A 21965-nucleotide genomic window follows, 5' to 3' on the forward strand; every position below is an offset into this window, starting at 1 on the left:
GTCAGCCCTTCGTCGCTCCGGCGACCAGGCCGCCGATGATGTGCCGCTGCATGATGATGAAGAAGATCACTGCCGGCGCGATCGCCAGCAGCAGCGTCGGGAACAGCACTGTGTAGTCCGTCGAGAACTCGCCGACCGCCGCGTAGACGCCCGTGGTGACCGTGTAGATGCCCGAGCCCGGGCCCAGGATGATCTGCGGGCTGACGAAGTCGTTCCACACGCCGATGGAGTTGAGCACGACGATCGTCGCGACGACCGGTCGCATGATCGGGAAGATGCACGACCAGAAGGCGCGGATACGTCCGGCTCCGTCAAGTGCGGCGGCCTCGTCGATGTCGCGCGGGACGGTGCGCAGGTATGCGGCGAACAGGAAGATCGTCACCGGCAGGGTGGCCGCGGTCTCGAAGAGCAGGAAGCCGGGGATCGTGTTGATGAGCCCCAGCACCCGCAGCACGAAGACGACCGGGATGAGGGTCACCTGGCCGGGGATGAACAGGCCCGACACGAACACCAGGAGCAGCAGCAGGTGCCACTTCGAGCGCCCCCGGGCGATGACGTAGGCGACCGGAGCCGACAGCGCGATGCAGAAGACGTTGACCAGGACCACGAAGAGCAGCGTGATGCCGTACGCGCCGATCACATTGAACTTGGGGCTCGTGATCGCGTTCCAGAGGTACTCGAACGTGAACATGTCGGGCGAGATCGCGAGGGGATGCAGGATGATCTCGGCCTGCGGCTTGAACGCGCTGATCACGAGGATGTACAGCGGCACGAGCATCACCAGGGCCAAGGCCCCCAGCAGGATCCACTTCACGACCACGGCGGCCAGGGCCGTGCCGCTGCCCGCCACGGCGCCCCGGCGGCTCCGACGGCGTCGGCGGGGCAGTCCTCCATCGTCGACGAGGAGCACCTCCGCGCCGATGTTCGGACTGGTCTGCGTCGAGAGCGTCATGACTCGCTCGCCTTCCGGTCGGCGCCGCGGCGCACGAAGGTCACCGCGAGCCCGATCGCCGCGGTCACGATGAGCAGCACGACCGACTGGGCCGCGCCGAACCCGAGCTTCGCCTGGGCGAAGGAGTCCTTGAGGATCTGGTACACCACCGTCTGCGTCGACGCGGCGGGGCCGCCATCGGTGAGGGCCAGCACGATGTCGTAGGCCTTCAGGAGCCCCACGAGCGTCAGCACGAGGTTGACGGTGAGCACCGGGGCGATCAGCGGCACGGTCACGCTGCGGAACTGCTGCCACCGCGAGGCGCCGTCGACCGTCGCGGCCTCGTAGTACTCCGTCGGCACGGATTTGATGCCGGCGATGTAGAGGATCATGTTGAACCCGAAGTGCGACCAGACGATGGTGAGGATCACGCTCGCCTTGGCGAACGTCACATCGGTGAGGAAGGGCAGCGGGTCCACCCCGAACTGTCCCAGCAGCGAGTTGACCGCCCCCTGCGGGGCGAGCATGGCCGACCACAGGAAGCCGATGATCAGGGCGCTGATGATGTAGGGGTAGAAGAACACGGTGCGCAGCACGGTGTTGCCGCGGCCGTTCCCGGCGATGAGTGCGGCAACGGCCAGCCCGACGCCGTTGCACAGCACCGTGCCGATGACGGCGATGACGGCGGTGAAGATCGCGGCGTCGACGGTGCGCGGGTTCTTGAAGGCATCGGCGTAGTTCTCGAAGCCGATGAAGTCGAAGCGGAGGCTGTAGCCGTTCCAGTCGGTGAAGCTCAGGACGAACGCCAGCAGCATCGGGATGATGAACATCGCGATGAACACCAGGAGCGCCGGCCCGGCCATGATCACACCGGCCAGCCGGTCCAGCCAGGACGTGCGGCGCCGACGGGTGCGTGCGCCCGCTCGCGCGGAGGCGGTGCCCGCGATGCGGGCGACGGTGTCGGCCATCTCGGTCTCGTTTCGTGTCGTCGTCGATACGGATGCGCGGCCTCGGCGCCGGCGCGGGTCATGGCGCGCCGGCACCGAGGCTCGTGTCAGTCGATGTTGGCGGCGAACCACTCGTCCATCGCAGCGTTGACGTCGGCGGCGGGAGTGCCGCCCAGCAGCGCCTGCGTCTGCGTGTTGATCTCGCCGGCGTAGCCGTCGGGGAGCTTGCGCTCGCCGTAGCCGCCGCCCGTCGGCGTATACGCCGACGCCGGGGTGTCGGCCACGATCGCCAAGAGCTCCTTGCCGAGCTCGGTCATGTCGTACTCGTAGCCGTCGCGGTAGTTGCCGTCGACCTGGAGCTGGTCCATCACGGCGTCCTTGTCGGTCACGAGGAACTCGACCAGCTTGGCCGCGGCATCCTGGTGCTTCGACGCCTTCATGATCATGTAGGGGCTCGCGATGTTCGCGCCCATCGCGGGCTCGTCCACACCGTCGACCGCGGGACCGCGGAACACGCCGATGGGCGCCGGGTTCTCGGCCTTGGACTCGGTGCCGACGAACCAGCTGCCCATGGGGTAGAGGGCGGCGTTGCCCGCGAGGAAGTTCTGCTCGGCATCGGGGTACTTCACACCCAGGGCGTCGGCATTGATGTAGCCGTCGGCGATCCAGTCGGCGTAGAGGTCGGTGTAGTCGCCGTAGCTCTCGCTGAAGGTGACGGCACCCGAGTCCATGTCGGCATACCAGTCGGGGTTCTCACCCACGACGGACGGCAGCGCGAGGGTCTGCAGCGCGTGGCTGGACATCCAGTCGCCGCCGGTCTGGATGGGCGTCCATCCGGCGTCCTTGAGCTTGCCCAGCGCCTCATCGAGCTCGTCGACCGTCGTCGGCAGCTCGGTGATACCGGCCTGCTCGAAGGCATCCTTGTTGTAGAACCACAGGCTCTGCAGCTGAACACCCACGCCCGCCATGTAGTTCTTGCCGTCGATCGAGTACTGGTCGGCGAGCGGGCCGTCGGCAGCCCACTCGTATCCGGAGAGGTCCACGAGCTCTTCCGCGAGGTCGGGCGTGGGGGCCTGCGACTGGACGATATCGGGGGCCTGGCCGGCGGCCAGCAGGCGCGGAACAGCGGCGGCCACGCCCTCGGCGCCCGGGTTGTCGATCACGACGTCGATGCCGGGATTGGCCTCCTCGAACGGTGCCACGAGCTCGTTCCACCACTCCTCGGTGAGGTTGGGGGTCACGTTCACCAGCATCCGCAGCTGGACGTCCTCGTCACTCTCACCTCCTCCCGCGGCCGTGGAAGAGCAGCCAGCCAGAAGGGTCACGGCGGCCGCAGCGGCGCCGATCGTGGTGAGGGTACGTCTGCTGATCATCGTCGATCCTCTCGTGGACACGTCATCGGGACGCCTCGACCTTACACTAATCGATAATCGGTTATCAACGTCCTCGCGACATCAAGTCCGGCATCGTGTCCTGCGACGGGCACGCGGGTACCGTGGGCGCGTGAGCGTTCCTGCACCCGCCGGCTCCGCCCGCGCGTATCCGTTCGATGCGACTCCCCTCGTCGAACCCGTGCCGCCTGGCGCCGTCCGGGCGTACCGGGAGCAGCTCCGGCGCGTCGGACGGCTGCCGGGGTCGTCCCTCGGAGCCGTCGCGGGCATCGTCCTGGCCGCGGCCATCGGCCTGGTCGTGTTCGGCTCGGTCGTCGTCACCCTCCTGTCGGTCGTGATCGCCGCCGCGGCCGGTGGCGACGGCGGCGGGGGCATCGGCGTGCTCTTCGGGCTGTTCCCGCTCGTCGTGCTGGGCGCGGCCGTCGCGGTCGTCATCGCGTTCACTGTGCGCGGCAGCCGCGCCGCAGCGGAGCGCATGTACCGGCTCGACCGGTTCGCCCAGGCGAATGCGATGCAGTACGTCCCGCGGCTGGATGCCCCGGCTCTTCCCGGGATGATCTTCGCGCTCGGCAGCGACCGCCACAGCACCGACCTGGTGCGCGGGGGGCAGCCTCGTTTCGTGGAGTTCGCCAACTACCGCTACACGACGGGCTCCGGCAAGAATCGCCAGACCCATCGCTGGGGGTACGTGGCCATCAAGCTCGACACGCCGCTGCCCCACATCGTGCTGGATGCCACCGGCAACAACTCGCTGTTCGGCTCCAACCTGCCGCTGACCTTCGACAGGGATCAGCGCCTCAGCCTCGAGGGCGACTTCGACGAGCACTTCGCGCTCTACTGCCCCGCGGGGTACGAGCGCGATGCGCTCTATCTCTTCACGCCCGACATCATGGCCCGCTTCATCGACAACGCTGCGGCCCTCGACGTCGAGATCGTCGACGACTGGCTGTTCCTCTATGCCCGCCGTGACTTCACCACCCTCGACCCGGCGACCTGGGCGTGGCTGTTCTCGGTGGTCGGCGCGTTCCTCGACAAGTTCGCACAATGGGCGCGCTGGCGAGACGAGCGCCTCTCGGCGGGCACCGGGATGCCGGGCGCCGCCGTCGTCGCGTCGCAGGCGCGCGCGGGAGACGAGGGCAGAGGCGTCAGCGCCGGCGCGGCGTCTTTCACCGCGCCGCTTCCCGCCCTCCGCCCACCGCCCGGCGTCGCCCCGCAGGGCCGCCGGCTGCAGCGCGGCGTCCCCTGGGTCACGGTCGTCGTGGCTGGAGCGATCGTGCTGTTCTGGATCCTGTCGAACTCCGGCCTGCTCGGGCTGCTGTTCCGCTGAGACGACGGGCGTATGATGTCGGGCGTATGATGTCGGGCGTGCATTCGACGTTCACGACGCCCACCGGGCGTGAGGGGGTCCTCGGCGCTGCTCGCGCCGAGCGGAGGTAACCGCGCGCGTCGCCTGGTCTGAGACCGGCTGCGACGCAACCCGATCCTCCGTGGGGCCGCAGGTCCCGACATCTTCTCCGCCCTTGCGGCGGTGACCTCTCGTGAACAAAGGAATCATGCACGCATTCACAGAGAAGGACATTCGCGCGTCCTTCGTCAACGCCTCCCTGCGCGAACGCAACGCCCTCGTCGTCCCGGCCCTCGCACACGTCGAGTGGGAGAACCTCGACTACTTCGGCTGGCGCGACCCGAAGCAGCCGCTCGCCGGTTTCATCGTCATCCCCGTGGATGACGAGCCGGTCGGCATCCTGCTGCGCCAGACCGAGCAGCGCACCCGCACGCGAGCCCAGTGCTCGTGGTGCGAGGATGTGACACTCCCGAACGAAGTCGTGCTCTTCAGCGCCAAGCGCGCCGGCAAGGCCGGTCGCAACGGCGACACCGTCGGCACGCTGCTGTGCGAGAACTTCGAGTGCTCGGCCAACGTGCGCCGGCCCATGCCGCCCGCGTACCTCGGGTTCGACGTGAAGGCCGCGCGCGAGCGCCGCATCGAGGCGCTGCAGTCACACGTGGACCGCTTCGCGCGCGACATCCGCGACAGCCGCTGAGCGCAGGGCCGCAGGTCAGCCGACGCCGGCCTGCGGCCCCAGTCCGAAGTGGTCGAGCTCGGGGTCGGTCAGCATGCGGGAACGGATGATGAAGCGGTTGCCGGTGGGGCCTTCCACGCTGAACCCGGCGCCGCGTCCGGGCACGACGTCAATGGTCAGGTGGGTGTATTTCCAGTACTCGAACTGCGCGTGCGAGATGTAGACCTCGACCGGCTCGTCCAGGCCCACCTCCAGCGTGCCCAGCAGCACATCCGACGGTCCGACGAGGAACATCCCGACCGGGAAGCACATCGGCGCGCTTCCGTCGCAGCATCCCCCCGACTGATGGAACATCAACGCGCCGTGCTGCTTCGTGAGCTCTCGCAGCAGGGATGCCGCGGCATCCGTCACCGCCACCCTCGCGTATTCGTGAGTCTGTGCCATCGCGGACTCCTGCTTGGCCGACCATGTCCCGATCTCGCTCGTTCCCGCGCTATGTTGCGGGCGAAATTGGGACATGACGGCAGGAAAGTGGGACATGGGGTGTCCAGGGGGCGGCCCGGGCGAGGCGCGTGCGGCCTCGCCCGGGTGATGGGTGCGGGTGTCACGACCCCCTGAGCCGACCGCCGGGGGTGGCCTAGAAGAAGCCCATCGCGCCGTCGGCGTACGACACGAGCAGGTTCTTCGTCTGCTGGTAGTGGTCGAGCATCTTCAGGTGGTTCTCGCGGCCGATGCCGGACTGCTTGTAGCCGCCGAACGCCGCGTGGGCGGGGTACTGGTGGTAGGTGTTCGTCCAGACGCGTCCCGCCTCGATCGCACGACCGGCGCGGTAGGCGGTGTCGCCCGATCGGCTCCACACGCCCGCACCGAGGCCGTACAGCGTGTCGTTGGCGATGCCGATCGCGTCGTCGAAGTCGTCGAAGCTCGTCACCGACACCACCGGGCCGAAGATCTCCTCCTGGAAGATCCGCATGTCGTTCGTGCCTTCGAACACAGTCGGCGCGACGTAGTACCCGCCGCTCAGGTCGCCGCCCAGGTCGACGCGCTCGCCTCCGGTCAGCAGCTTCGCGCCGCCGGCCTTGCCGATCTCGATGTAGCTCAAGATCTTCTCGAGCTGGTCGTTGGATGCCTGGGCGCCGATCATCGTCGCCGGATCCAGTGGGTTTCCCTGCACGATCTTGCCGACACGGTCGAGCCCGTCCGCGAGGAACCCGTCATAGATCGACCGCTGGACGAGCGCGCGGGACGGGCAGGTGCACACCTCGCCTTGATTGAGTGCGAAGAATGTGAACCCCTCGAGCGCCTTGTCGTAGTACGAGTCGGTCGTGTCGCGGGCGACGTCTTCGAAGAAGACGTTCGCGCTCTTGCCGCCGAGCTCGAGCGTCACGGGAATGAGGTTCTGCGACGCGTACTGCATGATCAGCCGGCCGGTGGTGGTCTCACCGGTGAACGCCACCTTGCGGATGCGCTTGTGCTGCGCCAGCGGCGCGCCCGCCTCGATGCCGAAGCCGTTGACGATGTTCACGACGCCGGCCGGCAGCAGGTCGCCGATGATGTCGAACAGGAAGAGGATCGATGCGGGCGTCTGCTCGGCCGGCTTCAGCACCACGCAGTTGCCGGCGGCCAGCGCCGGCGCGAGCTTCCACGTCGCCATGAGGATGGGGAAGTTCCAGGGGATGATCTGGCCGACCACGCCCAGCGGCTCGTGGAAGTGATACGCGACGGTGTCCTCGTCGAGCTGGCTGAGGGAGCCTTCCTGCGCCCGCAGCACGCCCGCGAAGTAGCGGAAGTGGTCGACGGCGAGCGGGATGTCGGCAGCCAGCGTCTCGCGCACCGGCTTGCCGTTCTCCCACGTCTCGGCGACGGCGATCCGCTCCAGGTTCTGCTCGATGCGGTCTGCGATCTTGTTGAGGATCACGGCCCGTTCGGCCGGGGTCGTGCGCTTCCAGGACTCGAACGCCTTCCACGCGACATCCACCGCACGGTCGATGTCCTCCACCGTGCCGCGGCCGACCTCGCAGAACGGCTTGCCGTTGACCGGCGAGACGTTCTCGAAGTACTGGCCCTTCACGGGCTCGACGAACTCGCCGCCGATGTAGTGGCCGTAGCGCGGCCGGTAGTCGGCGATCGAGCCGCGCTGCCCGGGGGCGGCGTAGATGCTCGAGACTCCCTCTTCGACGATGGTCATGCTGGTCTCCTTCGACGCTGATCCGCGACGTTCGTCGTCGCGATGCGTCGAAGGTAAGGCGGCCGAGGTTGCAGAACGTTGCAACGCCCTCTTCCGGGTCGGTGAGACCCCGGTCGTTGAGCGAGCGAAGCGGGACCCCGGTCGTTGAGCGAGCGAAGGGGGACCCCGGTCGTTGAGCGAGCGAAGGGAGACCCCGGTCGTTGAGCGAGCGAAGCGAGACGAAACGCCCCGCACACGCGCCCTCGCCGGGCGGGTCGCGTTTCGTCTCGCTCGTCCCTCGCTCGCTCAACGACCGGGTTCGCGGGCGTCCGCCTCGAGCCTCTCGATGCGCGCCACGAGGCCCGCTCGTCGCGGCGAGCGGGCCGGAAGCATCGACAGGCACAGGCGCAGCAGCTCGGCGTCGGCGGCGGCGCCGTCGGTGTCGGCGAATGCGAGCAGCACGTCGACGGACGCCTCGGCCATGAGCGCCTCGCGCAGGGCGACCCGCACCGTCTCGCGGAACTCCTCCACGCCGGGCGCCACGGAGTCGGGCAGCACGTCGCCGCGATACGCGGCGAGCGCGACGCGGTGGGCACCGCGGTCCAGGAGCGACAGCACCTGGTGGGCGTCCGTCTCGAGTTCCGCACCGAGCCGGTAGGGCCGCGACTGGGGCACGAGAGCCGGTGCCGCTGTCGCGAGCGCCTTGCGAAGACGCACCATCTCGGCGCGCAGGGTCACGGCGTTCGCGGTGGCCGCCTGTTCGCCGTAGACGAGCTCACCGAGGCGCTCGGCCGACAACCCCTGGCGGTGAACGGCGAGCATGAGCAGCAGCTCCGCGTGACGAGGCCCCAGTTCCGAGACGGTCTCACCGTCGTCGCCGGCCACCTCGAGCAGCGCGCGGTCGCGGCCCAGCACCCGCAGCGTCGCCCGGGTCGCCGCGGCACGATGCCTGCCGGCCCGGCGTGACGGGGCGGGGTCTGCTCGCGCGCGCAGCCGTGCCACCAACAGCTCTCCCTCGATGGCCCGGGCCGTGGCATCCACGAGCAACTGCGCCTGCGGAGTCACGGCCTCCACACCACCGGTCACGTCGATGACGCCGACGATACGGCGCGTCTCGGGGTCGTGCACCGGAGCGGCCGTGCACGACCATGGCTGCACGAGACGGTTGAAATGCTCGGCGCCGGCGATCTGCACCGACCGATCCAGCGCGATCGCCGTGCCGGGCGCCGCCGTGCCGACCGCGCGTTCTGACCAGTTCGCGCCTTCGACGAAGCCCATGTCACCGGTGAGCCGCCGCACCGTGCGATCGCCCTCGACCCACAGCAGCCGGCCGGCCGCATCGCCGACCGCCACGACGACACCGGACTCGGATGCCTCGCCCGGCAGCAGCAGACCTCGCACCATGTCGATGACCCCCGCGAGCGGGTGCGCCCGCCGGTACGCCTCGAGCTCGTCGGCGGTGAGGTCCAGCGGCGGAAGACCCTCGGCTCCCACCAGGCTCTCGAGCGACCGCCGCCACGACTCCCGCACCAGGGATCGCACGTCGCGCAGGCGCTCGTCCGCGTCGTTGCCTGCGACGAGCTCGTCGTGGGCACGCTCGATCAGCAGACGCGAGGTCTCGGGCGACACCTCACGCCGCTGCGACCAGGGTGACGACACGGCGGCTCCGATCGACGTCGGTGGAGCGTGGGTCCAGTGTAGGCGTGCGGGGGACCGCTAGAGCGACCGGGTCGACTCCCACACCGCGCGCCGCGCGGCCTGCTCCACCGGATCGGGCACCGGCAACGAGGCGATGAGGCGCTGCGTGTACGGGTCCTGCGGCGCGCCGAGCACACGGGCGGTGGGCCCCGCCTCGGCGATCGTGCCGTGGTGCAGCACCACGATGTGATGGGCCAGCATGTCGACGACGGCCAGGTCGTGCGTGATGAACAGCGTCGCGAAGCCGAACCTGGACTGCAGCTCGCCGAACAGCTCCAGCACGCGCGCCTGCACCGAGACATCCAGTGCGCTCGTGGGCTCGTCGGCGATGAGCAGCTTCGGATCCAGCGCCAACGCGCGGGCGAGCGAGGCCCGCTGGCGCTGGCCGCCCGAGAGCTCGTGCGGGTAGCGCTCCCCGTACGCCTTCGGAAGCTGCACCGCCTCGAGCAGCTCGTCGACCTTCGCGCGGACCGACGCCGCGTCGCGAGCGGTGCCGTGCACGACCAGCGGCTCGGCGACGTTGCGTGCGATGGTCAGCAGCGGGTTGAAGCTCGTCGCCGGGTCTTGGAACACGAACCCGAGTTCGTGGCGCCGGCGGCGGAACTCGCGCTCCTTCACCCCCAGCATCTCGGTGCCGAGCACGCGCAGCGAACCCCCGGCCACGGGCGTGAGGCCCGCGATCGCGCGACCGATCGTCGTCTTGCCCGACCCGCTCTCGCCGACCAGCCCCAGAACTTCCCCCGGTGCGATCGAGAAGCTCACCTGGTCGACGGCGCGGAAGGGCGCGCGTCCGAACCGGCCTCCGTATTCGATGACGAGGTTCTCGGCCTTGACGACCGGTTCCTGGGCCTCGGCTGATTCCGGAGCCTGCCGGTCGGCGATCTGCAGGCGCGGCACCGCCGCAAGGAGCTTGCGCGTGTACTCGTGCCGGGGCGCGGCGAATAGGTCGCGCGCCGTCGCGGTCTCGACGATCTCGCCGTTGTACATCACCGCGACGCGGTCGGCGAGGTCGGCCACCACGCCCATGTTGTGCGTGATCAGCGCGATGGCGGTGCCGTCCTCGTCGCGCAGCCTCCGCAGCAGGTCGAGGATCTCGGCCTGCACGGTGACGTCGAGCGCCGTGGTCGGCTCGTCGGCGATGATGACGGTCGGCTCCAGGGCGAGCGCCATGGCGATCACGATGCGCTGCTTCTGCCCACCCGAGAACTGGTGCGGGTAGTCGTCGACGCGGCGCTGCGGCTCGGGGATGCCGACGCGCTCGAGCATCTCGATCGCGCGGGCCTTCGCCTCGGCCTTGCTGTACTTGCCGTGTGCCCGCAGGCCCTCGGCCAGCTGCCAGCCCACGGTGTAGACGGGGTTGAGCGCCGTCGACGGCTCCTGGAAGATCATCGCGGCCTTCGAGCCCCGCACCCGGCGGAGCTCCTTCTTGTCGAGGCCCACGACCTCGGTGCCGTCCAGCACGACGGCCCCGTTCATGACCGCCGTCTCGGGCAGCAGTCCGAGGATGGTGCGCGCGGTCACCGTCTTGCCGCTTCCGGACTCGCCGACGATCGCCAGCACCTCCCCCCGGCGCAGGTCGAGGGTCACACCGCGCACGGCGTGCACATCGCCGCCGTCGCTGGCGAAGGTCACCGTCAGGTCGCGGATGTCGACCGCGAGGTCATCGGAGGCGCCGGTCACCGAGGCCATCACTCCACCTCTCCCATGAACTCGCGGGATGCCGGCTGGCTCGCCGCCACGGCATCCGCCGGCGTCTGATCGGCCGCGCGTCGGCGAGCCCGCAGACGTGGGTCGGCCAGGTCGTTGAGGCTCTCGCCGATGAGCGTCATGCCCAGGATCGTGAGCACGATCGCCACACCCGGCGGGATCGCCGTCCACCAGATGCCCGCCGCGACGTCGCTGATCGACCGCTGCAGGTCATAGCCCCACTCGGCGGCGGCCGATGGTTCGATGCCGAAACCGAGGAAGCCCAGCGCCGCGAGCGTCGCGATCGCCTCGGAGGCGTTGAGCGTGACGATGAGCGGCAGCGTGCGGGTGGCGTTGCGCAGCACGTGGACGAACATGATGCGCGAGGTCGGCGCACCGATCACCTTGGCCGACTCGATGAAGGCCTCGGCCTTGATGCGCACGACCTCGGCGCGCACGACTCGGAAGTACTGAGGCACGAAGACGACCGTGATCGACACGGCCGCCGCCATGATCCCGGGCCACAGACCGGACTGGCCGCCGCTGATGGCGATGGCGACGACGATCGCCAGCAGCAGCGTCGGGAAGGCGTAGATCGCGTCCGCGATCACGACGAGGGTGCGATCGACCCAGCCGCCGAGGTAGCCCGAGACCAGACCGAGCAGGATGCCGACGACGACCGAGAGCGCGAGTGCGACGATGACGACGAGGATCGCGGTCTGTGCGCCCCAGATGGTGCGGGAGAGGACGTCGTAGCCGCCCACCGTCGTGCCCAGCAGATGCTGCGGGCTCGGCGGCTGGGTGGAGCCGAAGTTGCCGTCCGGACCGCGCAGCTGGTTGTAGCTGTACGGTGCGAGCCACGGCGCGAAGACCGCGAAGATGACGAACAGTGCGGTGAGGATGAGTCCGGCCACGAGCATGCCGCGCTGGAGTCCGACGCTCTGGCGGAGCTGGTGAACGACCGGGATCCGGTCGACGATGCGGCGCCTGGCCATCTCAGTACCTCACCCTCGGGTCGAGGAACGCCGCTATCACGTCCACGATGAAGTTCGTCACCGCGACGAGGATCGCGATCATGGCGACGATGCCCTGAATCGCGACGAAGTCCCGCGCCTTCAGGTACTCGGCGAGCTGGAACCCGATGCCCTGCCACTCGAAGGTCGTCTCGGTGAGCACGGCGCCGCCGAGCAGCAGTGCGATCTGCAGGCCGATCACGGTCACGATCGGGATGAGGGCGGGCTTGTAGGCGTGGCGGCGCACGAGGCGGTACTCGCTGACACCGCGCGAGCGCGCTGCGTCGATGTACGGCATGTTGTGCGTGCCGATCACGTTGGTTCGGACCAGCCGCAGGAAGATGCCGGCCGTCAGCAGGCCCAGCACCATCGACGGCAGGAAGGCGTGCAGCAGCACGTCCTGCACGTAGGCGGGGTTTCCGGACGCGATGGCGTCGATGAGGTAGAAGCCGGTGCCGCCCTCGCGCGTGAGAGCCAGCTCGGTGCGCACGCTCGCGCGCCCGCTCACCGGGAACCAGCCCAGCCACACCGAGAACACGAGCTTCGCGACCAGGCCGGAGAAGAACACCGGCGTGGCGTAGAAGAGGATGGCGCTGACGCGGAGACCGGCATCCGTCGCCTTGTCGCGCTTGGCCGCGGCCACCATGCCGAGGGGGATGCCGACGATGAACGCGATGATGAGGGCGAAGAAGACCAGCTCGAAGGTCGCGGCGCCGTAAGTGAGGATGACTTCGGTGACCGGCTGGCGGTCGGTGATCGTGGTGCCGAAGTTCCCGGTGAACACCTGCGCGATGTACTCGAGGTACTGCACGATGATCGGCCGGTCGTAACCGGCCTCGTGGATGCGCTCCTGCAGCTGGTCGGCGGGGAGGCGTCCGCCCAAGGCGGCGGTGATCGGGTCGCCGGTCAGCCGGATGAGGAAGAAGACCAGCGTCACCAGGATGAGCACGGTCGGGAAGATCAGCAGGAAGCGCACCAGCAGGTACCGTCCCAGGGTGCCGCCCGAGGCGGGTCTGCGGCGAGCCAGCATCGCTGGCGGCTGATCGACGGGAACGGCGACGTCGCTCGTCATGAGGGGCCTAACTGTGAGTGCCGCCGGTGCGGCCTACGGCGATGGGGCGGCCCGGTGCACGGGCCGCCCCATCGGTCATCCGACTGCTACTTGGTCAGTGGTGCGAAGCGGAACTTGAACGAGGCGTCGAGGATGACGCCGTCCACGTCCGTGCCGGCCACGGCGACCTGGGCACCCTGCAGGAGCGGCACGGTCGAGAGCAGCTCGGCCACGCGCGCCTGGATGTCCTCGATCTCCTGCGTGCGCTTCTCGGGGTCGGTCTCCACGGCCTGCTGGAGGATGAGCTCCTCGGTCTGCGGGTCGCTGAAGTGGTTGCCCAGGAAGTTGTCCGTCAGGAAGAACGGGGTCAGGTAGTTGTCGGCGTCGGAGTAGTCCGGGAACCAGCCGAGCTGGTACGCGGGGTAGACGTCCGACGTGCGGTCCTCGGAGTACTGCACCCACTCGGTCGACTTGAGGTCGACGCTGAACAGGCCGCTCTCCTCGAGCTGCGACTTGATCATGGCGTACTCGTCACCCGACGACGGGCCGTAGTGGTCCGGGCTGTACTGCAGGCTGAGCGCGACGGGCGTCTCGACGCCGGCCGCCTCCAGGCGAGCCTTGGCCTTCTCGGCGTCGGGACCGCCGTTGCCGTCACCGTACAGCGGCTTGAGCGCCTCGGTGGCACCGGCGAAGCCTTCGGGGACGAACGAGTACAGCGGGGTGTAGGTGCCCTTGTACACCTGCTCCGACAGCGCGTCGCGGTCGATCAGGTCGGCCACGGCCTGGCGGACCGCAAGCGCCTTGGCCGGGTCGGCCTCAGGGGTCGTGGCGCCGTACGGCTGCGTGTTGAAGTTGAAGACGATGTAGCGGATCTCGCCGCCGGGGCCGTTGATGACCTGGACGTCGTCGTTGCCGGTGAGGTCGTCGACGTCGGTGGCCGACAGGCTGCGGTACGCCACGTCGATGTCGCCCTCCTGCACGGCGAGCTTGAGGTTCGACGACTCGGCGTAGTAGCTGAGCACGACGGTGCTGTTGACCGGCGCGTCGAGCAGGCCCTGGTAGTTCTCGTTCGGCGTGAACTCGACGGTCTTGTTGAAGTCCCACGACGTGATCGAGTACGGACCGCCGAACGCGTTGGCGTCGACGATGTCCTGGTCGGGCGTGAGCTCGTCAGCCGAGAAGACCTCGTCATCGACGATGGCACCGGGGAAGCTCGTGAGGATGAAGGGGAAGACCTGGTCGTTGGGCGACTTCAGGTGGAACACCACGGTCGTCTCGTCGGGCGTCTCGACGCTGTCGAGGTTGTAGAGCAGGCTCGAGGCGCCGTTCGGGTCGGCGATCTTGATGTTGCGGTCGAACGAGAACTTGACGTCCGACGAGGTCAGGTCGTTGCCGTTGGCCCACTTCAGGCCCTCGGGAAGGGTGACCGTGTACTCCGTCGGCGAGGTGAACTCCGCCGACTCTGCCAGGTCGGGCACGACCTCGTTGCTGTTGTAGTCGGTGTTGAGCAGGTACGGGAACACCTGCGTCTGCACCGCGAGCGAACCGTTGTCGTACGAACCCGCCGGGTCGAGGGTGGTGACCTTATCCGTGGTGCCGACGATGATGGGCTCGTCCGAGTTGCCGCCGTCGGCGTCGCCGCCGCCACCGCCGGCGCAGCCGGCGAGGAGGAGCGCCGAGGCGCCGAAGGCCCCGATGGCGAGGCCGACACGCGCGCGCGTGCTGTTGTGCAGTGACATAGTGCTACCTCTGCGTGAGTGGTGTCGGCCGCGTCAGGTGGTCGCGGCTCGCAGGCTATCTTGACCCCCGCAGGTCCAGAGAGCAATCCAGTGAACGATTCGTAACCAGACTGAAACCCATGGATCGTGGCTCTGGATGCCGCATCCTGCGCTCTGGGGACCGCTCCCGCAGGGCGGAGTGCTCAATCGGAGGTACTCGTCGACGCGCGCGTGCTGCCCCCGTCGCGGCGGCTCTCCCACCACTCCCGAAGACGTCGTTCGGCCTCCTCTTCGCCGAGCACCCCCTGGTCCAGCCGCAGGTCGAGCAGGAACCGGTACGCCTCGCCCACCTCACGGCCCGGGCCGATGCCGAGCACCTCCTGGATGCGGTTGCCGTTGAGCTCGGGGCGGATCGAGTCCAGCTCCTCCTGCGCGGCCAGCTCCGCGATCCGGCGTTCGATGTCGTCGTAGGCGCTCGCGAGCCGGCTGGCCTTGCGCACATTGCGGGTGGTGACGTCGGCGCGCGTGAGGATGTGGAGACGTTCCAGCTCGGCGTCGGCATCCCGCACGTAGCGGCGCACGGCAGAGTCGGTCCAGGCGCCCTCCGAGTACCCGAAGAAGCGCAGGTGCAGCTCGATGAGGCGGGTGACCGAGGCGATCGTGGCGGAGTCGAACCGCAGCGCCTGCAGGCGCTTGCGGGCCAGGCGCGCGCCCTTGATGTCGTGATGGTAGAAGGTCACGCCGCCGCCGGGTTCGAGCCGGCGGGTCGACGGCTTGCCGATGTCGTGCAGCAGTGCTGCCAGCCGCAGCGGCACGTCCGGCGCCGATCCCGGGTTGCGTGTCTTCTCGAGATCGATCGCCTGGCGCAGCACCGTGAGCGAGTGCTCGTAGACGTCTTTGTGGTGATGATGCTCGTCCACCTCGAGCTGGAGCGCCGGGATCTCGGGGAGGAACTCGTTCATGAGGCCCGTCTCGACCAGGAGCCGGATGCCGCGCACCGGATCGTCGGTGGCGAGCATCTTCACGAGCTCGGCCTGGATGCGCTCGGGGCTGACGATCTCGAGCGTCTGGCGGAGCTCCGCCATCGCCGCCTCCGTCGCCGGGTCGACCCCGAACCCGAGCTGCGAGGCGAACCGCGCGGCGCGCAGCATGCGCAGCGGGTCGTCGCCGAAGCTCACCGCCGGGTCCGCCGGTGTGCGGAGGATCCCGCGCACGAGGTCCTCCACACCCCCGGTGGGGTCCACCAGCGTCTGACCGGGAACGCGCAGCGCCATCGCGTTGACCGTGAAGTCCCGGCGCACGAGGTCGCCCTCGATCGTGTCGCCGAACTCCACCGTCGGTTTGCGGGTGATGCCGTCGTAGCTGTCTGCGCGGTACGTGGTGATCTCGACCTGAGCGCCGCGCACGCGCGCGCCGATGGTGCCGAACGCCCGCCCGATGTCCCACTGGGCGGAGCTGATCGGCGTGACGATGCGCAGGATGTCGTCGGGCCGCGCGTCGGTGGTGAAGTCGAGGTCGTTCGTGGCGCGACCGAGCAGTGCGTCCCGCACGGGACCGCCCACGATCGCCAGGTCGAAGCCGGCGTCGGCGAAGGCGCGGGCGAGCGTGGAGACGACGCGGGACTCGGCGAGCGCGCCGAGGCGCGCGATGCCCTCGGCCATGTTGAGCATGGGCTCCAGCCTATCGAGGCGGTGTCGCCCGCCCTCCGCCATCGCCCTCCTGCGCGCTCACGATGCGGTCAAAGCGACGGGCTCGATCGCCTCGAATCCATCGCTCGGACCCCGACCGGGCCGATTCAGCCCGGCCGTTTCACGCCCCTTGCTGCCGACCGCCCGGCAACAGGTCACGCGAGGGCGAGGAAGCCGGTGAACACCAGCTCGCGTACGCGCGGCAGCAGGTCCGCCCGCAGGGCGGCGGCGTCCACTCCCAGGAGCTCGGCGATCGCGTCCGCCAGCGCCCCGACGGGCAGGTCGCCGTCGCACGCGCCGACGAGGGCCGCCAGGCCCGGATCCACGCTCAGCGCGCGGCCGAAGCCACCGCCCTGCCGCAGTTCGATGACGGTGGGATCCTCCGCCCCCGGCAGGTGGTGCCGGGCCTCGGTGACGTCGGGAGCCACGGTGAGGACGGATGCCGCCAGCCCGGCGTCGTCCAGGCCCGCGAGCCTGTCGTGCGCGACGAGGGCGGCGGCCAGATGCGCCCCGAGATTGTCGCCCGCGAACGCGGTGTGCAGGATCTCGTAGCGCGACAGCGTCGGCGCCCCGTCGGCAGGGCGTCGCAGCAGGAGGTAGCCGAACCCGATCTCGCTCACGCCGCGAGCGCCGAAGTCGTCAAGCCAGGCGTCGACGAGACGCGCGAAGCCCGGCGTTCCCGGCAGGGTGCCGCCGTCCCTCACCCACAGCTCCGCGTACGACAGCGGATCCAAGCGCTCGCGCTCCACGACCCAGGCGTCCAGCGGCACCGGGGATGCCTCGACCCACTCCCGCACGCGCTCGAGGCCCGCGCGGCCGTCCCGCGTCTCCCAGTTGCCGAGGAGCTGCGCGACACCGCCGGGTGCCAGGTGCGCACCCACCCCCGTGACGAAGGCGGCGACGAGGTCGTCGCCCACCATGCCGCCGTCACGGTACTCGTAGGCGGGGACGCCGACCGCGCGGGGAGTGATGACGAACGGCGGGTTCGACACGATCCTGTCGAAGGTCCCGCCCGCCACCGGCTCGAAGAGGCTGCCCCGCCGCACCTCGATGCCGTCGACACCGTTGAGCAGCGCGTTGAGCCTCGTGAAGGCCAGCGCGCGCGGCGAGATGTCGGTCGCGACGACGTGCCCGACGTGTGCCCGGGCCCGCAGCGCCTGGATGCCGCAGCCGGCGCCGATGTCCAGGCCCGTGGCGGCGGGTGTCGGAAGCTGGAGTCCGGCAAGTGTCAGCGAGGCTCCCCCGACGCCGAGCACGTGGTCTTCGGGAAGCGGCCCGCCCAGGGCCGCCTCGTCGAGGTCGCTGGCGACCCACCACTGCCCCGATCCGGTCGCGTCGGCATACGACTGCGGACGAACGACCGCGAGGGGTCGTACCGCGCCGCCTTCGGCGGCGGCAAGTCCCAGCCGCACGAGTCCTGACGCGCCGGTGCGCACGAGGGCGCGGTCCACGGCTGCGGCGGGTTGCGGCATGCCGAGCACCAGAAGCCGGCCCAGCACGGCGAGCGCGTCGCCGCGGTCCGAGAGCGCGCGCGAGGCCGGCGAACGCAGCCCGCGTGCGATGGCGTCGTCGGCTGCGGCGCCCCACGCGTCACGCAGTGCCTCGGCGGTGTAGCCGGCGTCGCGGAGGTCCGCGGTGAGGCTCTGGCACACGGTGGGATCGGGTTCGGGCAGCACCTCACCATTCAACCGTGCGGCCCGGCGTCCGGCGGGCTCAGAGGAGCGGACCGTAGAATCGCAGACGATCGTGCGGTCAGGACATCGCACAGGAGCGAACCCCCGACAGGATGATCGTGACCCCACCGCGAGCCCTGCGGCGTCCCCCGCGCCGCACAGCGCGTCTGGCGACCGCAGCTCTGGCGGCCGTCGCGGTGCTGGTCGGGCTGCTCGTGCCCGGTGCGGCGGTGGCGGCACCGGAGCCGTCGCCCACCCCCTCGCCCACGCAGACGCCCGCGGTGCCGCCGGGCACCACGCTGTTCACGCTCTCACCGCTGTCCAACGGCATCGTCCGGCCGGGCGACGCGCTGAACGTGTCGATCTCGGTGCAGAACGGCACCGCGGCCGACCTCCCCGGCACCACCGTCACGCTGTCACTGGGAACCGATCCCATCGCGGACCGGGAGGATCTCGGGGAGTGGCTCGGCGGGACCGCCGAGGCGGCCGGCATGCAGCCGGTGGCGAGCGCCGTGTTCGACGCGGTCGCCGCCGGCGCGTTCCAAGTGCGCGGCATGACGGTCCCCGCGGATGACCCCGCGCTCCAGGGTCGAGCCCCCGGGGTCTATCCGCTCGAAGCTACCTATGAGGGTGAGAGCGGGACCGTCAGGTCCACGAGCGCGATGATCGTGCCGGCCGACGACGTCACCGATGTGGGACTGGGGGTCGTGGTGCCGATCACCGCCGGCCCGCGGGCGGCGGGTCTGCTGACCTCCGACGAGCTGGCCGCCCTCACGGCACCCGACGGCGACCTGACCAATCAGCTCGACAGCGTCACCGGCACCTCGGCCATCCTCGCCGTCGATCCCGCCATCCCGGCGGCCATCCGCGTGCTCGGAGCGTCCGCGCCGGAATCCGCCGTGGAATGGCTCGCCCGGCTCGAGACCATGCAGAACTCGCGCTTCGCGCTGCAGTTCGGCGACGCCGACGTCACCGCGCAGCTGCAGGCGGGCGTGCCGCGGCCGCTGCAGCCCACGTCGTTCACCGCCTACATGGAGCCGTCGGATTTCGAGTCCGCGACTCCCGAGCCCACCCCGACACCCACGCCGACCTCCGCCCCCCAGACGGTCCTCCCCACGACCGAGCAGCTGCTCGCGGTCGGGCCGGCCACGCGCAACGGCGTCTACTGGCCCGCCGACGGCACCGCGGACGCGGACGTCGTCACGCAGCTGGCCGGCCTCCCGGCCGACGGCACCCCGCCGGTCACCCTCGTGCCGTCCGCGACCACCGAGGCGGGGGCCGCCGGCCGCACCGTTCCGGCGCACGGCCGGGGGGGCGATGCCGGCGTGCTCGTGTACGACAGCGACGTCTCCGACGCCCTGGACCGGGCGTCCCGGAGCGAGGAGTCATGGCTGCGCGGCAATCCGCTGACAGCCGCCACCGCGTACCTGTCGTTCGCCACCGCCGACGCCCAGGGGCCGCTGCTCGTGACGGTGGGGCGCGGCGACGGGCGCACCCGCGTCGAGCTGGGCGCGGCGATCTCCGCCGCGTTCAGCGCACCCAACGTGCTGCCGCGCACGCTGGCCGCCATCGCGGCGAGCGAGGCCGCCGAGGTGAAGCTCGCCGACGTCAGCGAGCCGCCCGAACGCGTCGACGCGGCATCCACTCTCATGGGCCAGGAGGCCGAGCTCGCGCGGTTCGCGACCATCCTCGACGACCCGACGCTGCTCACCGGGCCCGAGCGGGCCGAGATCCTGCAGCTTCTGGGTGTCGCGTGGATCGACGACGACACGTGGCCCGCGGCGCTGGCCGCTCACCGTGATCAGACGGCAGCGACGCTCGGGTCGGTGGCGCTGCTGCCCACCAGCCCCAGTGACCTCTACGGCTCCAGTGCGGCGCTGCGCTTCTGGGTGCGCAACGATCTGCCCTACCCGGTCAACCTGGTGCTGTACACGACGCGCGACAATCTGCGGCTGGATGTGCAGGGCGAGACGCCCGTCGTGGCGACGCCCGAGAGCAACACACGCGTCGAGGTGCCGGTGCAGGCGCGCGTCGGCCGCGGCGATGTCACGCTGACGCTGCAGCTGCGCAGTCCCGCCTTCGTCGCCATCGGGCAGCCCGAGACGGTCGATGTGAACGTCTGGGCGGACTGGGAGGCGGTCGGCATCGTCGCCCTGGCGGTGCTGGTCGGGGCACTGCTGATCGTCGGCGTCGTGCGGACGGTGCTGCGCATGCGTCGCCGGCGACGGGGAACGGATGCCGCGACCCCGGCTGACGATGCCGGCAGCGACGATCGTTCGGACCGCGGCGGCGACGGCGATCGGGACACGACCGGAAGCGAGCAGCGATGAGCGGGATCGGTCGCGCCAGCGTTCTCATCGGTGCCGGGACGATCGTCTCGCGGCTGACCGGGTTCCTGCGATCGGTCGTCCTGGTATCGGCCGTCGGGGCGGTGACGGCCGGCGGAAACGCGTTCGCCGTCGCCAACCAGCTCCCCAACAACATCTACGCGATCATCTCCACGGGCCTTCTCAGCGCCGTCGTGGTGCCCCAGATCGTGAAGGCCGCCGCCCACGACGACGGCGGGCGCGCCTTCGTCTCGAAGCTGTTCACACTCGGCACGGTGGTGCTGCTGGCCACGACGGTCGTCGCCACGCTGGCCGCCCCGTGGCTGGTCGCGCTGTATGCACCGGGGTTCCCGCCGCAGCAGCAGGCACTGGCCACCGCGTTCGCCTACTGGTGCCTGCCGCAGATCCTCTTCTACGGGATGTTCGCGCTCGTCGGCGAATCGTTGAACGCGCGGCGCGTGTACGGACCGTACACGTGGGCCCCCATCGTGAACAACCTGGTCTCCATCGCCGGCTTCCTCGCGTTCATCTGGCTCTTCGGTCCGGCGGGCAAGTCCACGGTGTGGACTCCGGTCATGGTCGCGGTGCTCGCGGGTACGGCGACGCTCGGCATCGTGATCCAGACCGCGATCCTGTTCGTCTTCTGGCGGCGCACGGGGCTCCATATCCGCCCGGACTTCGTATGGCGCGGCGTGGGCCTCGGCCAGATCGGGAAGCTCGCCGGCTGGACATTCCTGATGGTGCTGGCGGGGCAGCTTGCGGGGATCGTGCAATCACAGGTGATGTCGCAGGTCCCCAAGGGTCACCCGGGCGTGTTCGTGGCGGGGAACGCATGGCTGCTGTTCATGCTGCCGTACTCGATCATCGTCCTCTCGATCGGGACCCCGTACTTCACCCGCCTCAGCGAACACGCCGTCTCCGGACGCGACGAGGAGGTGCGCGACGACATCGGTCGCAGCATCCGCATCCTCGGGCTGTTCGTCGTCGGTGCGACGGCCGCGCTCGCCGTGGCGGCCGTGCCGGCGTCCCGCATCTTCACGGGGAGTCCCGCCGAGGCGATCGGCGCAGCCGGCGTGCTGCTGTGCTACCTGGTCAGTCTCATCCCGCTGGCCGTGCTGTTCGTCGTGCAACGCAGCTTCTATGCGTACGACGACACGCGGACGCCGTTCCTGTTCACGATCGTGCAGTGCGCTCTGGTCGTGCTCACGGCGCTGGCGGCGCTGTGGGCCTTCGACTCCGGCATCCTGCCCATCGATCATCTGACGGCTGCCGTCGCGCTCGGGCAGTCCGTCTCGAGCGTCGTACAAGTCGTGATCGCGACGTGGCTGCTTCATCGCCGGCTCGGTGGTATCAGGACCGCTTCGTGGCTGCTGGCTCTCGGGCGCTTCGCGCTGGCCGCCGTCCCCGCTGCCGGGGCCGGTTGGCTCACGTTCCAGCTCCTCGGTGGCGTCGACGGGTGGACGGTCTCCGACAAGGTGCTGGGCGCTGTCGGCGCGGCGATCATCGGCATCGTCGTGCTCGCGGTGTACGCCGGGTTCCTTGCGCTGCTGCGCGCGCCTGAACTCGCGGCGGCGACAGGACTGGTGCGCAGGTTCGTCCCCGGGCGACGCTGAACAGGAACGCACGCGCGAGGTCACGGGGTCCGCGGCCACCC

The 21965-nt window shown here is 69.9% G+C and carries 16 protein-coding genes; 4 read left to right on the top strand and 12 right to left on the bottom strand.

Features of this window, described 5'->3' with window-relative positions; all coding sequences use genetic code 11:
• Nucleotide 1: 1 nt before the first annotated feature.
• The 3 genes from C9992_RS10815 to C9992_RS10825 form a co-directional block, all read right to left on the bottom strand.
• Nucleotides 2–952, bottom strand: coding sequence for a carbohydrate ABC transporter permease (locus C9992_RS10815; RefSeq protein ID WP_106815596.1), 951 nt, complete (start codon nt 950–952; stop codon nt 2–4).
• Complete coding sequence (locus C9992_RS10820) at nt 949–1899, bottom strand: carbohydrate ABC transporter permease (RefSeq protein ID WP_106815597.1); 951 nt, start codon at nt 1897–1899, stop codon at nt 949–951. Before C9992_RS10820 ends, C9992_RS10815 begins: the two co-directional genes overlap by 4 nt.
• A gap of 86 nt (nt 1900–1985) precedes the next feature.
• Nucleotides 1986–3251 carry an ABC transporter substrate-binding protein gene (locus C9992_RS10825; protein WP_106815598.1) on the bottom strand — a complete coding sequence of 422 codons (1266 nt, stop codon included), beginning with the start codon at nt 3249–3251 and terminating at the stop codon, nt 1986–1988.
• A 130-nt stretch (nt 3252–3381) separates the two neighbouring features.
• Here C9992_RS10825 and C9992_RS10830 point away from each other — a divergent pair, with 130 nt between their 5' ends.
• Nucleotides 3382–4596 (top strand): hypothetical protein, encoded by a 1215-nt coding sequence (locus C9992_RS10830; protein ID WP_106815599.1) that lies wholly within the window; start codon nt 3382–3384, stop codon nt 4594–4596.
• Between the two features lie 226 nt (nt 4597–4822).
• On the top strand, nt 4823–5311 hold the full coding sequence (locus tag C9992_RS10835) for an FBP domain-containing protein (RefSeq protein ID WP_106815600.1): 489 nt from the start codon (nt 4823–4825) through the stop codon (nt 5309–5311).
• A 15-nt stretch (nt 5312–5326) separates the two neighbouring features.
• On the opposite strand, the gene C9992_RS10840 is transcribed toward C9992_RS10835, so the two are convergent.
• The 9 genes from C9992_RS10840 to C9992_RS10880 form a co-directional block, all read right to left on the bottom strand.
• The gene (locus C9992_RS10840; RefSeq protein ID WP_106815601.1) at nt 5327–5734 is read right to left on the bottom strand and encodes a DUF779 domain-containing protein; all 408 of its coding nucleotides are present in this window, start codon (nt 5732–5734) and stop codon (nt 5327–5329) included.
• A 193-nt stretch (nt 5735–5927) separates the two neighbouring features.
• Nucleotides 5928–7478, bottom strand: a complete 1551-nt coding sequence (gene exaC, locus C9992_RS10845) for an acetaldehyde dehydrogenase ExaC (protein WP_106815602.1) — start codon at nt 7476–7478, stop codon at nt 5928–5930.
• A gap of 285 nt (nt 7479–7763) precedes the next feature.
• The gene (locus tag C9992_RS10850) at nt 7764–9116 is read right to left on the bottom strand and encodes a sigma-54-dependent transcriptional regulator family protein (protein ID WP_106815603.1); all 1353 of its coding nucleotides are present in this window, start codon (nt 9114–9116) and stop codon (nt 7764–7766) included.
• Nucleotides 9117–9173: 57 nt separating this feature from the next.
• Nucleotides 9174–10844, bottom strand: a complete 1671-nt coding sequence (locus C9992_RS10855) for an ABC transporter ATP-binding protein (protein WP_106815604.1) — start codon at nt 10842–10844, stop codon at nt 9174–9176.
• Nucleotides 10844–11836 carry an ABC transporter permease gene (locus tag C9992_RS10860; RefSeq protein WP_106815605.1) on the bottom strand — a complete coding sequence of 331 codons (993 nt, stop codon included), beginning with the start codon at nt 11834–11836 and terminating at the stop codon, nt 10844–10846. Before C9992_RS10860 ends, C9992_RS10855 begins: the two co-directional genes overlap by 1 nt.
• 1 nt (nt 11837) lies before the next feature.
• Nucleotides 11838–12926, bottom strand: coding sequence for an ABC transporter permease (locus C9992_RS10865; RefSeq protein WP_106815606.1), 1089 nt, complete (start codon nt 12924–12926; stop codon nt 11838–11840).
• Nucleotides 12927–13012: 86 nt separating this feature from the next.
• Nucleotides 13013–14644, bottom strand: a complete 1632-nt coding sequence (locus C9992_RS10870; protein WP_106815607.1) for an ABC transporter substrate-binding protein — start codon at nt 14642–14644, stop codon at nt 13013–13015.
• 182 nt (nt 14645–14826) lie between these two features.
• Nucleotides 14827–16293, bottom strand: coding sequence for a CCA tRNA nucleotidyltransferase (locus C9992_RS10875; RefSeq protein WP_106815608.1), 1467 nt, complete (start codon nt 16291–16293; stop codon nt 14827–14829).
• 173 nt (nt 16294–16466) lie between these two features.
• Nucleotides 16467–17987 carry a DUF7059 domain-containing protein gene (locus C9992_RS10880; RefSeq protein WP_106815609.1) on the bottom strand — a complete coding sequence of 507 codons (1521 nt, stop codon included), beginning with the start codon at nt 17985–17987 and terminating at the stop codon, nt 16467–16469.
• A gap of 116 nt (nt 17988–18103) precedes the next feature.
• On the opposite strand from C9992_RS10880, the gene C9992_RS10885 reads away from it, so the two are divergent.
• Complete coding sequence (locus tag C9992_RS10885) at nt 18104–20314, top strand: DUF6049 family protein (RefSeq protein WP_160150870.1); 2211 nt, start codon at nt 18104–18106, stop codon at nt 20312–20314.
• Complete coding sequence (gene murJ, locus C9992_RS10890; RefSeq protein WP_106815611.1) at nt 20311–21924, top strand: murein biosynthesis integral membrane protein MurJ; 1614 nt, start codon at nt 20311–20313, stop codon at nt 21922–21924. Before C9992_RS10885 ends, murJ begins: the two co-directional genes overlap by 4 nt.
• Nucleotides 21925–21965: the final 41 nt, after the last annotated feature.

This window comes from Microbacterium timonense (assembly GCF_900292075.1).
Taxonomy (GTDB): domain Bacteria; phylum Actinomycetota; class Actinomycetes; order Actinomycetales; family Microbacteriaceae; genus Microbacterium; species Microbacterium timonense.